This is a genomic window from Paenibacillus sp. BR1-192, from assembly GCF_029542445.1.
Taxonomy (GTDB): domain Bacteria; phylum Bacillota; class Bacilli; order Paenibacillales; family Paenibacillaceae; genus Paenibacillus_AQ; species Paenibacillus_AQ lautus_A.
On sequence record NZ_CP120718.1, the window covers coordinates 1,563,159 to 1,575,472 of the forward strand.

Annotated in this window: 12 protein-coding genes and 1 pseudogene; 11 read left to right on the top strand and 2 right to left on the bottom strand. The window is 54.6% G+C overall.

The genetic code is table 11. The annotated features are described in order from the left end of the window. The first annotated feature begins 52 nt into the window (after window positions 1-52). The 8 genes and pseudogenes from P0X86_RS06640 (at window position 53) to P0X86_RS06675 (ending at window position 8,290) form a co-directional block, all read left to right on the top strand. Entirely contained in the window at window positions 53-1,417 is a 1,365-nt protein-coding gene (locus P0X86_RS06640) for an ABC transporter substrate-binding protein (protein WP_277748165.1), read from the top strand. 29 nt (window positions 1,418-1,446) lie between these two features. Beyond that, entirely contained in the window at window positions 1,447-2,412 is a 966-nt protein-coding gene (locus P0X86_RS06645) for a carbohydrate ABC transporter permease (RefSeq protein ID WP_012819332.1), read from the top strand. Between the two features lie 63 nt (window positions 2,413-2,475). After that, window positions 2,476-3,300: a carbohydrate ABC transporter permease gene (locus tag P0X86_RS06650; RefSeq protein WP_009594969.1), complete on the top strand. Its 825-nt coding sequence runs from the start codon at window positions 2,476-2,478 to the stop codon at window positions 3,298-3,300. A gap of 55 nt (window positions 3,301-3,355) precedes the next feature. Further along, the gene (locus P0X86_RS06655; protein ID WP_277748166.1) at window positions 3,356-4,222 is read left to right on the top strand and encodes a sugar phosphate isomerase/epimerase family protein; all 867 of its coding nucleotides are present in this window, start codon (window positions 3,356-3,358) and stop codon (window positions 4,220-4,222) included. Continuing rightward, window positions 4,219-5,229, top strand: coding sequence for a Gfo/Idh/MocA family protein (locus tag P0X86_RS06660; RefSeq protein ID WP_277748167.1), 1,011 nt, complete (start codon window positions 4,219-4,221; stop codon window positions 5,227-5,229). The genes P0X86_RS06655 and P0X86_RS06660 overlap by 4 nt, the downstream gene beginning before the upstream one ends. Window positions 5,230-5,282: 53 nt before the next feature. Continuing rightward, entirely contained in the window at window positions 5,283-6,311 is a 1,029-nt protein-coding gene (locus P0X86_RS06665) for a Gfo/Idh/MocA family protein (RefSeq protein WP_277748168.1), read from the top strand. Window positions 6,312-6,328: 17 nt separating this feature from the next. Beyond that, a pseudogene (locus P0X86_RS06670) lies at window positions 6,329-7,119 on the top strand (glucosamine-6-phosphate deaminase). Further along, entirely contained in the window at window positions 7,112-8,290 is a 1,179-nt protein-coding gene (locus tag P0X86_RS06675) for an N-acetylglucosamine-6-phosphate deacetylase (RefSeq protein ID WP_277748169.1), read from the top strand. Before P0X86_RS06670 ends, P0X86_RS06675 begins: the two are co-directional and overlap by 8 nt. 118 nt (window positions 8,291-8,408) lie before the next feature. Here the strand turns inward: P0X86_RS06675 and P0X86_RS06680 are convergent, their stop codons facing one another. Further along, on the bottom strand, window positions 8,409-9,071 hold the full coding sequence (locus tag P0X86_RS06680) for a CatB-related O-acetyltransferase (protein WP_277748170.1): 663 nt from the start codon (window positions 9,069-9,071) through the stop codon (window positions 8,409-8,411). A gap of 219 nt (window positions 9,072-9,290) precedes the next feature. Continuing rightward, the gene (locus tag P0X86_RS06685; protein WP_096775171.1) at window positions 9,291-10,238 is read right to left on the bottom strand and encodes a helix-turn-helix transcriptional regulator; all 948 of its coding nucleotides are present in this window, start codon (window positions 10,236-10,238) and stop codon (window positions 9,291-9,293) included. A gap of 111 nt (window positions 10,239-10,349) precedes the next feature. Between P0X86_RS06685 and P0X86_RS06690 the strand changes: the two genes are divergently transcribed. From P0X86_RS06690 to P0X86_RS06700, 3 genes are all read left to right on the top strand, one after another. Beyond that, window positions 10,350-10,838 (top strand): DinB family protein, encoded by a 489-nt coding sequence (locus P0X86_RS06690; RefSeq protein WP_145038862.1) that lies wholly within the window; start codon window positions 10,350-10,352, stop codon window positions 10,836-10,838. A gap of 37 nt (window positions 10,839-10,875) precedes the next feature. Beyond that, window positions 10,876-11,364 (top strand): helix-hairpin-helix domain-containing protein, encoded by a 489-nt coding sequence (locus P0X86_RS06695; protein ID WP_096775173.1) that lies wholly within the window; start codon window positions 10,876-10,878, stop codon window positions 11,362-11,364. A gap of 145 nt (window positions 11,365-11,509) precedes the next feature. Then, window positions 11,510-12,181: a DUF4097 family beta strand repeat-containing protein gene (locus tag P0X86_RS06700; RefSeq protein ID WP_277748171.1), complete on the top strand. Its 672-nt coding sequence runs from the start codon at window positions 11,510-11,512 to the stop codon at window positions 12,179-12,181. Window positions 12,182-12,314 lie beyond the last annotated feature (133 nt).

A 12,314-nucleotide genomic window follows, 5' to 3' on the forward strand; every position in this document is an offset into this window, starting at 1 on the left:
ATCAACTACAATCTCATTAATCCATTTCAACATTAATAGGGGGCGACGATTAGTGAAAAAGAGAAAAGGGTTCTACAGCTGGGTAACGGCCTTGTTGCTGATATCCATCATTGTAAGCGGATGCGGCAATGCCAGCGATGGTAAGACCGGCACCGCATCTCCCGGCACCGGAGGCGGCGAGGAAGATAAGAAGGTAGAAATCCTGCTCGGATATTATTCGAGCGACAGCTCCGATGCGAAGATGAAGGAGCTGATCGAGCAGTTCGAGGAAAAGCATCCGAACATTACGGTGAAGACGCAGAGCGCCCCTTACGGGCAGTTCTATCAGAAGCTGGATACGCAGATCGCGGCCGGCCAGGCGCCGGACGTATGGCTGTCCGACGGCGTCTACGTCATGAAATATGCCCAGCGCGGTGCCGCCAAGGATCTGACCGATTGGATTGCCAAGGATCTGAAAGCCGACGAGTACTACGGCCTCGATTTCAACAAGGACGCGGACGGACGCTATTGGGGCGTGCCGCAGGGCATTCAGGTCGGCGTGCTGTTTTACAACAAGGATTTGTTCGATAAAGCAGGCGTAGCGTATCCTACGGACGAATGGACCTGGGAAGACCTGAAAGCGTCGGCAGCCAAGCTGACGGTGGACGCCGGCGGAAAAACAGCGGAGGACAGCGGATTTGACGCAGCCAGCGTGAATCAGTTCGGGCTTACCTTCTTCAGCATTACCGAGGGCTGGTTCTCCGTGATGAAATCCTACGGCGGCGGTGCCCTTGACGAGAAGGCGGAGAACTCGATCATCAATTCCCCGGAGAACAAGCAGGCGTTCGAATGGATGGTCGACGGCATGCAGCGCGGCATTATTACGGATCCGGTCGACCTGAAGAGCTTCCAGAGCAATACCGCCGTGTTCCCAAGCGGATCGGCCGCCATGCGGATCGGCATTTATGCCCGGGTGCAGGCAGCGAATGAAGCCGGCCTGAATTACGACGTGACGCTGCTGCCGAAGGGACCTGACGGCAAGCGGGTGTCCCCGGTCATCGCCAATTCATGGGTGATTAACCAGAAGTCGAGCGACGAGAAGGCGCAAGCTGCCTGGGAGTGGATTAAATACTGGGCTACGGAAGACGATGTGCAGAAGCAGTGGACGGAGCTTGGCGAAGCCGTGCCCGTGAAAAAATCCGTAGCGGAATCCGAAGTGTTCCTCAAGGCGGGAGAGCAGCCGACTAACCGCCAGGCCTTCCTGGACAGTCTGGAGTTCGCCCAAACGCTCGACAACAACGCGGTATGGGAAGAATGGGTGGGCAAATTCAACGAACATGCGGAGCGAGCCTTCCTGGGCGATGCAACCGTCGATCAGGCGTTAAGCGAAGCGGACGCAGCCGTTCAGGCGGTCCTCGATGATTTTTATAAAAAATAAATCAAGGGTGGAAGAAAGGCGGGAGTGAAATGGACAATACGCTAAACGACAATGCAGCACTCAAAGCCGATCCGATGCCGCATGGAAAGCCCGCCCGAAAACGGAAATGGGATCATGAGGGGAGATGGGGGCTGCTCATGGCCTCCCCTTATCTTCTCCACTTTATCATTTTTGTGGCGGGTCCCCTCGCCGCATCCCTGTACTTCAGCTTTTCCGATTACGATATGCTGAATCCGCCCGAGTGGAGCGGATTGGATAATTTTCGGCGCATGGCCGAGGATTCGATGTTCTGGCGTTCCCTGTGGAACACCCTGTATTTTGCGGTTCTGTTCGTACCGCTCCAGACCTTTCTCGCGCTCGTGCTGGCCGTCGCGTTAAACCAGCGATTGAAAGGGCTTAAATGGTTTCGGATGGCTCACTTCATCCCGGTGATCTCCTCATGGACCGTCATCCTCTACGTCGCCGACGCCGTATTCAATCCTCGCTTCGGCCTGGCCAATACGCTGCTCGCCAAGCTGGGGCTGGAAGGGCAAGGCTGGCTGCAGGACCCGAAGCTGGCCATCCCGCTGCTCGTCTTCATTGCGGTTTGGAAAGGGATCGGTTATATCATGGTCATTTATCTGGCGGGACTTCAGAGCGTTCCAGGGGATTTGTACGAAGCCGCGGAGATCGACGGCGCAGGAGCCCTGCGTAAATTCCGGTACATTACGGTTCCATTGATCTCGCCGACGACCTTCCTGGTTGTCATCATGAGCACGATTTCTACCTTCCAGGCATTCGAACAGATCTACGTGCTGACCGGCAGGGGCGACATCAGCTCGGCGGGAGGCCCGAATAACTCGAGCCTGGTCATGATGCTGTATTTATATCGCGAAGGGTTCACGTTTATGAGGATGGGCTATGCTTCCGCCATTGCCTGGGTGCTGTTCATGATCCTGTTCCTGCTGACGCTCATCCAGCTTCGCGCTCAAAAGAAATGGGTGCATTATGACTGATCCGGCGTTCAAGATGGAACTACTGCAAGTGCGGAACGGCATCGGGGGAAGGAGGAGCCTCAAATGAGAAGAAGACTGCTGGGAAAAAGTATCGGATACGTACTGATCGGGATCAGCTCGCTCATCATGATCGTGCCGTTTCTGTCGGCGCTTATGAATTCATTGAAAACCTACAGGGAATATACAACGGTTCCGCCCCGTTGGATTCCCGAAGTATTCCAATGGTCCAATTACGCCCAGGTGTTCCAGCTTGGGAATATTGGCGGCTACACGCTAAACAGCATCTTCGTGGCCGCGTTGTCCGTCATCGGCGCACTAATCTCTTGCTCGATGGTCGGCTATGCGTTCGCGAGACTGCGCTTTCCGCTGAAAGGCGCGCTGTTCGTGATGGTGCTGGGGACGATGATGATACCGGCGGTGGTCATCATCATCCCGCATTTCATCATTTTTAACAAACTGAACATGCTGGATACGCTCACGCCGCTGTGGATCATCGAATGGCTGGCTCAACCGTTTGGCATTTTCCTCATGAGGCAAGCTTTTATGAATATACCTAAAGAGTATGAGGAAGCGGCCAAGATGGAGGGCTGCAATCCGTTCCAGATTTATCTGCGGATCTTCATTCCGATGGCCAGGCCCACGCTGGCGACGCTGGCGATCTTTACGTTCATGGGCAAGTGGAACGAGATTCTGACGCCTGTCATTTATTTGACCTCGAACGAGAAGTATACGCTGCCTATCGGCATACTCTCCTTGTCCGGACAGTGGACCGGCAATGAACAGCTCATGATTGCGGCGGCCTTGGTCAGTCTCGTTCCGATCCTGCTGGTATTCCTGTTCGCCGAGAAATATTTTGTGCAGAACCATAATATGGCCGGGATTAAATAACGGCGTATTCAGCGCTTGAGAAGGCGAAAATGCAGACGAAAGGATGAAAGACGAGATGAAAATAGCGGCATTCAGCGGATCACTCATCGATTACAGCATCCATGAAGCGATGTCGATCACGGCCGAACTCGGTTTTGACGGCATCGAAATCGCCTGCCGCGAACCGCATTTGAGCCCGGAGGCATCGCTTCCCCGGGTTCGCGAAATGAAGGCACTTGCGGATGGGCACGGTTTGGAGATTCCGGCATTGGCGGGTTACATGGGGCATTTCTCGACAAGCGGGGATGCCGAATGTGCCGGGGCCTATGATCAGTTCATGGGCCTGCTTGAACGCGCGGTGATGCTTGAAGCCGGCATGATCCGGATCTTTCAGGGAGGCCCGAATGCCTTCCTGGCGGAGGATTATCATTATGCCAAGGCGGCTTTCTGGATTCGGAAATGCGCGGAGGAAGCCCGCGCTGCAGGAAAACGGATCGTCCTGGAGATTCACAACCAGAGCCTGGTGGAGACGACGGACAGCGCACTGCGGCTCTTGGATTTGATTGGCGATGATCAGGTTGGCCTGATTCATGATGCAGGAAATATGTACATCACGGACACGGAATTTGGGGAAGAGTCGGTAAGGCAGCTAGGAAGCCGTTTGTTCCATGTGCATATCAAGGATGAACGGCGGATCGGGCAAGGAGGCGCCCCGGGAACGTTCAAGAATTTGACCCGTCACGGGGAAGAGTTCTTCCTGCAGTGCCGCCTTGGCGAAGGAGAAGTGGATCACGGCGGGCTGCTTAGGGGATTACGGGAACAGAGGTACGCGGGTTGGCTTACGCTGGAATGCGCAGCTCCCTATCCGCCGAAGGAACGGCTCGCTTATGATCTGCTCGTCTTTAAGGAGTGGCTGCAGGCTGTGGAGGTGTCGACCGGATGACGGGGAACGCACGGAAATTTGGAATCATCGGCTGCCAGCATGCCCACATCGGCATGTTTATCGAGGAGATGCTGGCTCTGGGCTACGAATGTGCAGGAGTGTACGAACCGGACAATCAGACGTTAGCCCGTACCCTCGCCGACCGGTACGGCCTGGAGCTGACTGGGGATCGGGAGTCGTTGCTGGCAGACGAAGGCGTAGGAATCATCGGCTGCGCGGCCATCAACGATGAGAAGATGGATGTCATGGAGCTGTGCGAGCTGCACGGCAAGCCGGTCATGATCGATAAGCCTGCCGTAACGGATCGGGCCGGACTCATCCGGCTGCGCGGCTTGTTGGATCGAGGAAGAATCGAGGTAGGCATGATGCTGACCGAACGTTTCCGTCCTTCTCTACACACCGTCCATCGGATGATTCGAGCTGGTGAATTGGGGGACATCATCCATATCTCGATGCGTAAGCCGCATCGGCTGAATCCGGAAACCCGTCCGGCCTGGCATTTTGACAGAGGGCAGTCCGGCGGCATCATCAACGATCTTTTCGTGCATGACTTCGACCTGTTAAGGTGGCTGACCGGCCGGGAAGTGGAGACGTCATCCGGTTATCTGGCGAAGCATATTCTGCCTGAATACCCGACCTTTTACGATGCGGCCGGCGTGCAGGTATTCATGGCTGGCGGGATCACGGCACAGCTATACGCGGACTGGCACACGCCCGCCGGCAGCTGGACTTGGGGAGACGGCCGGATATTCATTACGGGGACGCGCGGCATTGCCGAAATTCGGCTGGAAGGCGATCCCTTGCTGTCCAGCGATGAGGTAGCGCTTGTAATCACCGATCAGGAGCTGCGTTCTTTGCCTTTAACGGCTCCGGCGTTCTCCCTCTCGCAGGATTTTCTGAACCGGGTGGCGGGAGAAGCGGGCCTGATCACGCATGACGATATTTACAAAGCCTCGGAGGCTACGGTGATGGCCGATGAGGGAGCACGGATCCTGATTAGGGAATAGAAGAAAGCACGGGCTTCGATGCAAACAGAACGGGAATGAGGGGGCTAGGGAACATGACGAAGGAAAAACTGCCGGTTCGATTCGGGATCATCGGCTGCGGAATTATTGCGGATATCCATGCCAAGGGCATCATGAACACGGAGGAAGCCGCGCTTGCCGCCGTGTTCGATACGAAACGGGAATCGGCGGTCAAGCTGACTGAAACGTATGGAGGAGATGTCTGCGACACATTGGAGGAGCTGCTGGCGCGCGAGGATGTGGAAGTGGTCTGCATTTGCACGCCAAGCGGCATGCATGCAGAGCAAACGGCGATGGTTGCCCGGGCGGGCAAGCATGTGCTGGTGGAAAAGCCGATGGCGATCAAGCTTGACGATATCGAGCGCATGATCAAGGTATGTGCGGAGAACGGGGTGCTGCTCGCCACCGTCTTTCCGAGGCGCATGTCCCCGCAGGCCGGGTATGCCCGCCGGGTCATTCAAGAAGGACGCCTCGGGAAGCTCAGTTTATGCTCGGCGTATGTCATGCTCTACCGCGATCAAGCCTATTATGACAGTGCGGGCTGGCGCGGGACCTGGGCGATGGACGGCGGCGGGGCGATGATGAATCAGGGAATACACACGGTGGATATGCTCCAATGGCTCGTTGGGCCCGTAGCATCCCTGTCGGCGAAGGCCAAAGCCGTGCTGCGAAATATCGAAGTCGAAGATACCGTTATCGCCGCCCTTGAATTTGCGAACGGCGCGCTCGGGGTCATGGAGATCACGACGACGGCCTGCGACGGCAAAGGGCAGCGGCTGGTCATTCATGGAGAGAAGGGCGTGCTTGTCATGGAAGAAGATACGATCGTATCCTTTGAAATCGATGGTGAACAAGTTCAGCTGCCTGAATTCGATGCGTTCAAAGTTATACCTGACGGCCACCGCCTGCAAATTCAAGATATGGCGCTTGCCGTTCGCGAAGGCCGCGAGCCTATCGTCACCGGGGAGGACGGCCGGCATTCCCTGGAGATCATTCTCGGTACCTACGAGGCTTCCAGGCAGCGCAAGGAAATTCAACTGTTGACCGGAACGCCGGCGTTGTAAGGGATGGAGGTGACTTTATGAGGACTGAGGGAAACATCAAGCCTGTTCTTGAAAAAGCTCAAGATCAACTGAAGGTCCGCGTTTATGACCAGCGCGAAGCGATGGGGAAAGCGGCGGCCGCCGATATCCTCGAGACCATGCTGCGCCTGCTGGCCGAGAAAGAGCGCATTCGCATCGTCTTTGCGGCCGCCCCGTCCCAGAATGAGTGCCTGGCGGCGCTGGTTCAAGCGGAAGGACTGGACTGGAGCCGGGTAATTGCATTTCATATGGATGAATACATCGGCCTCCCCCGTCGGCCCCGCAGCGGTTCGGGAACTTTTTATCCCGGCGGCTGTTTGATCGGGTATCTCCGGGAGAGGTGCATCTGATCGACGGTTTGAATGATCCTGAAGTTGAGTGCGATAGATACAGCCGACTGGTCGCCGCCGCGCCGATCGATATGGTGGTCCTGGGCATTGGCGAGAACGGGCATATCGCCTTCAACGATCCGCCTGTTGCCGATTTTGCCGACCCTTTATGGGTGAAGCGGGTCAAGCTGGACGAGGCTTGTCGCCTTCAGCAGGTGAATGACGGCTGTTTTGCGAGCTTGCAGGAGGTTCCGGCATACGCGCTTACGCTCACCGTTCCGGCGTTAATGTCGGGTGCCCATCTGTTCTGCGTCGTGCCGGGCGCAAGCAAGCGGGCAGCGGTGCAGCGGACGCTGCAAGGCGAGATAAGCGAGGCTTGTCCTGCCAGCATTCTTCGGCGGCATCCGGATTGCACGCTGTACGTCGACCTGGAGTCGTACGGGGAAATTCGGAATGGATAGCCACGATCGGGTTCGGGCAGGCCGCCATTATGCAACAGGCGAGCCAATGGAGCTGGCATGGAATCCGGACGGCCGGATCGAGCGAGTCCTTCCACGCGGCGCGGACGAGGAAATATGGGTTGCTCCCGGATTGATCGATCTTCAGATTAACGGCGGTTACGGATATGACTTCAATTCGCTGCCGCTTACAACGGATACGGTCATCCAGGCAACCCGGCGGTTATGGGAGAAGGGTCTAACCCTGTTCTACCCCACCGTCATTACCAACGGAGACGAAGAGGTCGAACAACTGCTGAGGGTTATCGACGCGGCTTGCCTGGAGGATGAAGCGGTCGGTTCAACCATAGGCGGGATTCATTTGGAAGGCCCCTTTCTTTCTCCGGAGGAGGGGCCCAGGGGAGCCCATGATTCCCGGCACATCAAGGCACCGGACTGGGCATTGTTTACGAGATGGCAGGCGGCATCGGGGAACCGGATTCGGATCGTCACCCTATCGCCGGAGTGGCCGGAAGCTGCGGGTTTTATCCGGGCGTGCGTCGAATCGGGAATCATCGTATCGATCGGGCACACCGCCGCTACACCCGAGCAAATCCGGGAAGCCGTGGAAGCAGGAGCGACGATGTCCACCCATCTGGGCAATGGCGCGCATCTGACGCTGCCGCGGCATCCGAATTATATATGGGAGCAGCTTGCGCAAGATCAGCTGTGGGCAGGCATGATCGCGGACGGGTACCATCTGCCGGATTCGGTCATCAAGGTGATGCTCCGCGCCAAGCAATCCAAAGCGGTGCTGGTCAGCGATGCCGTCTACTTAAGCGGAATGCCGCCAGGCGAATACGAGACCCATATCGGCGGTCATGTCGTCTTGACTCCCGAAGGCCGACTGCATCTCGCCCGCAAGCCCGAGCTGCTGGCCGGCTCGGCCATGATGCTTGCCGATGCGGTTTGGCGGCTGGCTCGGTCGGGACTGTGCACGTTTTCCGAAGCTTGGGACATGGCTTCGGTGCTGCCCGCCCAGGCCATGGGGCAAGGGGAACGCTATGGGCTGAAGAAAGGAGCCCAGGCCGACTTCGTGCTTCTGGAGAAGCGCGAGGAGGGCCTTCTCATCGTGGAGACCGTCAAGGGAGGGCGTTCGGTTTACCGGGCGGATCGATCGATGTTGAAATCATAAACAGGATGTTATGAGTTTTGAACGATGAACGACAAGCTTGAGGCCAAGACAACAAATATCCCTTCTTGAATTCAAGAAGGGATATTTGCATTCCTATTTATAGTGAGGCATCGGAAATTTAAACGCAGGGTTTTATTTCTTTTTGATAATAGTCATATAATCGATGGACGGAAGAACTGGACAAGATATGTGCGGCTCGTTCAATTTGCTCGCGTTTCCAATCGTACCATCGCATTTCCATTAACTTTTCGATGTCTTCGTCCGCAAAGCGTTTCTTTATCTCTTTGGCAGGGTTACCGCCTACGATGCTGTAGGGCGGGACATCTCTAGTAACAACCGAACCAGCCGCAACAATGGCGCCTTCGCCTATGGTCACACCTGGCATAATCATGGCATTCATTCCAATCCAAGCATCGCTTTCGATGACGGTATCGCCTTTTGGCGCGAAAGAAGCTTCAATCTGATCGACAAACGGGTACACGGTTACCCATTCAGGATGATGGTTGTGATTTCCACCCATTAAAATAATGACGCCGCTTGCGATGCATACGTAATTTCCGATAATCAATTTATCGATATGCCAACCATAGTCTTCAATGGGATTAAACAACCTTCTGGATTTTGCATCCCCCCATAGATACCTAACGCAGCCATCTTCAAAATCATGATGATCGTAATAACCGGAATAGTATGAGTATTCTCCTACGCTTATCATCGGGTTTGTGACGATATCCTTCAGATACTTAATCTCGGACCAGTGTTCAAATCGATGTTGTTTCATTCTATTTCCTCGCTTCTAAGTAGAATAGATCAATTTTACTTAGAAGCTGAATACAGTAGCTACATTCTTAAACCTGATCAAACGACGAACCATCGTCCTCATCCTTTTCCTAATTGTTGATGAAATTGTAGCAAGGCGTGTTCTTTTCGTCAACGTACGCGGGTGCAAGGTTCCGATAAAATAATCCATACTCTTAGCCCAAAGGAGAGTCAGCTGCCTTTAACCATACTTCGCCATCATCTCCGCGAGCATCCCCTTGATGCGAACCACCAGCTCCTGCGGCGCCTTCACGGTGGCTTCATTCCCTAATCCGATAAAAAATTTAGCAAAATACAAAAGTTCGCTGGCAGGGACGTTCTGATCAAGCCGTCCGCTTCCATCCGGCCGCATAGCGATATGGGGGACAGGACATAACTCAGACTCGCAGCGCTGAACGCCTTCCCGGCTCAAATCCACGACCATCCGGACATAGACCGATTTCTCCGTTCCGTATTCCCTCCAGTTCCCCAGATGGATGTGCCGGTGATCCCGCGGCTCGATGCCGGTTGCATCCTCAGCCACGGACTGCATGCGGTCGCAGCGGAACAGACGGAAATCATCGCGCAGAAAACAATAAGCGGGACAATACCAGAAGCCGTTGCTTGCATAGATGCCCACGGGCTGGATGCTTCGCGCGGCATAGCCGTCCCTGCTCTCGTATAACACCGTAACGACCCGCTGGTCGACGGCGGCATCCAGCAGAGCCCCGAGAGATTCAGCCTTCTGCTGTCTGGTATGCGTCAGAAAATCCACCCGGTTCTTCATCTGGTCAATCCGGTCGCGCACATCCCCGGGCATGTAATAATAAAATTTCTGAAGTGCGGTAGAGGACTCGGCTTCAAAGGGAAGAAATAGATAGTGACGCAGGGCGTGGCTGGCAAAAAACATCGCGACGGCTTCTTCCTCGCTGAAGGCGATCGGCGGGAGAACCCGTTCCTTCAGCACCTGGTAGCCGCCGTGCGGTCCTACCTCGGAATAGAGGGGGACTCCCAGTTCGCTGAGCTCCTGCAGGTCCCGCAAAATCGTGCGGGACGACACGCCGAATTGATCGGCCAGTTCTCGTACCGTGAATTTTCGCATTCGGTTAACGGTCATCATCAGCTCGATGAGACGTTTGGATTTGGACATAGGATCAGCTCCGAATCGTGGAATGACTATGACAATAGTTGTCACTATTATACGCTATACTTGCCGTAGAACCCAGAGCCCCCACATAACTAATAAATGGAGTGATGGAACGTGAGTCAATTGCATGAAATGAAGCAGCTGTTGTTCGAGGAGCTGGAGCTTATCGTTCGTACCAGTTCGAATCTGATCGGCAAAATTTCAGAAGCGCATTGGGATTACAGGCCTGCCCATAATATGAGATCGCTTCAGGAACTCGTGCATCATCTGGTTTCGGTGCCTGCGACGGACCTGTTGATTCTGCAAGAGAAGAGCGAAGCGGAGATCCGGGAACTGGAGGCAAGCATCGCCGCTGACGGCACGGACAAGGACAAGCTGATCTCTTGGATGACAAAGGGACTTGCCGATGTAAAATCCTACATGAATGGGCTGACAGATGAAGAATTTATGCAGAAGACTACGAGACCCTTCTATTTGGAGCACGGTTCAACCCAAGCCAAGTGGCTGATTGAAATCGTCACGCATGCCCAGCATCATCGGGCGCAAATGTTCAATTACCTGAAAGCCCAAGGCTATGAAGTAAATATGTTCGATTTATATTAACGTCAGGTATGCAAAAGTGAGAACAGGGGGGAGAAGGATGCAGCGGCATGTATCGAGAAAATCGCCGAAGCTGCCGTTAACCGGCGGGGAGCTGGCGAAGCTGCGGTCAAACAAAATGAAGCTTATCGATATTGCGCAAATGGATATCGAGTTATTGTCCGGCGTGCTTGGTGTTTCGGATAGCCGTGCCCAATATATCCGGGGACTGGCACAGTTTCAGACGGTTCCTTCAATCGGACCAAAAGTGGCTGAACGCGTAGTCCAGTTAGGGTATTACGCATTGGAAGATATCAAGGATGAAGACGCTGCCTCTTTAACGGACCGGATGGAAGCGAGCAGCGGTTTCTGGGTTGATCCTTGCGTGGAGGATGCGTTTCGCTGCATCGTACATCATGCCAATCATCCGGGGAGCGGGAAGAGCTGGCATGACTTTACCGAAGTGCGTAAGCAATTCAGGGAGCAGCACGGATACCCTCCAACCCGTCCAACTTTATCGTGGTACGACAAAAAAGATGGACAACCATAGGGTCCCTACCTTGACCTAGCAGGAGGCACTGCCACATGGCGGTGTCTTTTTTCTGGTGTTTACCAAACTTGAAAAATCGCTTGAAAGTGACGCTGCGTCATCCTGTACAATGACTTCAATGTTGAAAAGGGGTGGAGGTAAAGCAATGAAACGATATGCACCAGCTGCAATCCTATGGATCCTCGGCATGTTCTTGCTCAGCGCATGCGGTTCAAGGGATGAAGAAGAGGATCTCCAACGCGTAACGCTGGAGGAGGTTGAAGTGCTGGAGATCGACCATGGCAGCACGACCTTGTTCGTGGAGACAGCGGATGTGGAAGCATTGGAGGTTTCGCTGCTCCGAAGCGGCAGTTCCGCAGGAGCCGTTGTCGATCAAAAAGATAATCGGGTGAAGATTTCTTTAGATAACGATATCACTCGGATGTTCAATATCGGCCGGATGCCGCAGCTTCGCGTGAAAATTCCCGCGGACTATGCAGGGAAGGTCGAAATTGACGGTTCTTCCGGCAAGGTAACGGGAACCGGCTTGCAGAATCACAGCCTTCAGGTGAAGGGTAAAAGCGGGAATATCTCCCTTGCGTTCGCCCGTTTGAACAACGATGTGGATGTATCGGCGACTAGCGGAAACGTGAACATTCAGCTCGATGAAGAGACGCCTGATGCGACATGGGTGCTGCAATCCGGGAGCGGACGGAGGTCCATTGCCGTTCCGATCCAGGACAGGAACGAGAGCAACCGGAAGACGGAAGGGCGCACCGGTGACGGGGAGTTTGAGGTGAAGCTCAAAACCTCCTCGGGGAACATCTCGATAAAATAACCATGCGGAACTGAGCGTAAGAAAAAAAGCATCCCCGTTCGGTCCTTTCCAAGAGTTCATTGCTTCCGGACTCTTGGAGCAGATCGTCAGAGGATGCTTGTCATCTTAACCTATGAAAAATTCTCATATGACT

Excerpts from the sequence above, each read along its gene's own strand:
- P0X86_RS06645 (WP_012819332.1), top strand. The coding sequence starts at position 1,447 with ATGGACAATACGCTAAACGACAATGCAGCACTCAAAGCCGATCCGATG.
- P0X86_RS06650 (WP_009594969.1), top strand. The coding sequence starts at position 2,476 with ATGAGAAGAAGACTGCTGGGAAAAAGTATCGGATACGTACTGATCGGG.
- P0X86_RS06655 (WP_277748166.1), top strand. The coding sequence starts at position 3,356 with ATGAAAATAGCGGCATTCAGCGGATCACTCATCGATTACAGCATCCAT.
- P0X86_RS06660 (WP_277748167.1), top strand. The coding sequence starts at position 4,219 with ATGACGGGGAACGCACGGAAATTTGGAATCATCGGCTGCCAGCATGCC.
- P0X86_RS06665 (WP_277748168.1), top strand. The coding sequence starts at position 5,283 with ATGACGAAGGAAAAACTGCCGGTTCGATTCGGGATCATCGGCTGCGGA.
- P0X86_RS06675 (WP_277748169.1), top strand. The coding sequence starts at position 7,112 with ATGGATAGCCACGATCGGGTTCGGGCAGGCCGCCATTATGCAACAGGC.
- P0X86_RS06680 (WP_277748170.1), bottom strand. The coding sequence starts at position 9,071 with ATGAAACAACATCGATTTGAACACTGGTCCGAGATTAAGTATCTGAAG.
- P0X86_RS06685 (WP_096775171.1), bottom strand. The coding sequence starts at position 10,238 with ATGTCCAAATCCAAACGTCTCATCGAGCTGATGATGACCGTTAACCGA.
- P0X86_RS06695 (WP_096775173.1), top strand. The coding sequence starts at position 10,876 with ATGCAGCGGCATGTATCGAGAAAATCGCCGAAGCTGCCGTTAACCGGC.
- P0X86_RS06700 (WP_277748171.1), top strand. The coding sequence starts at position 11,510 with ATGAAACGATATGCACCAGCTGCAATCCTATGGATCCTCGGCATGTTC.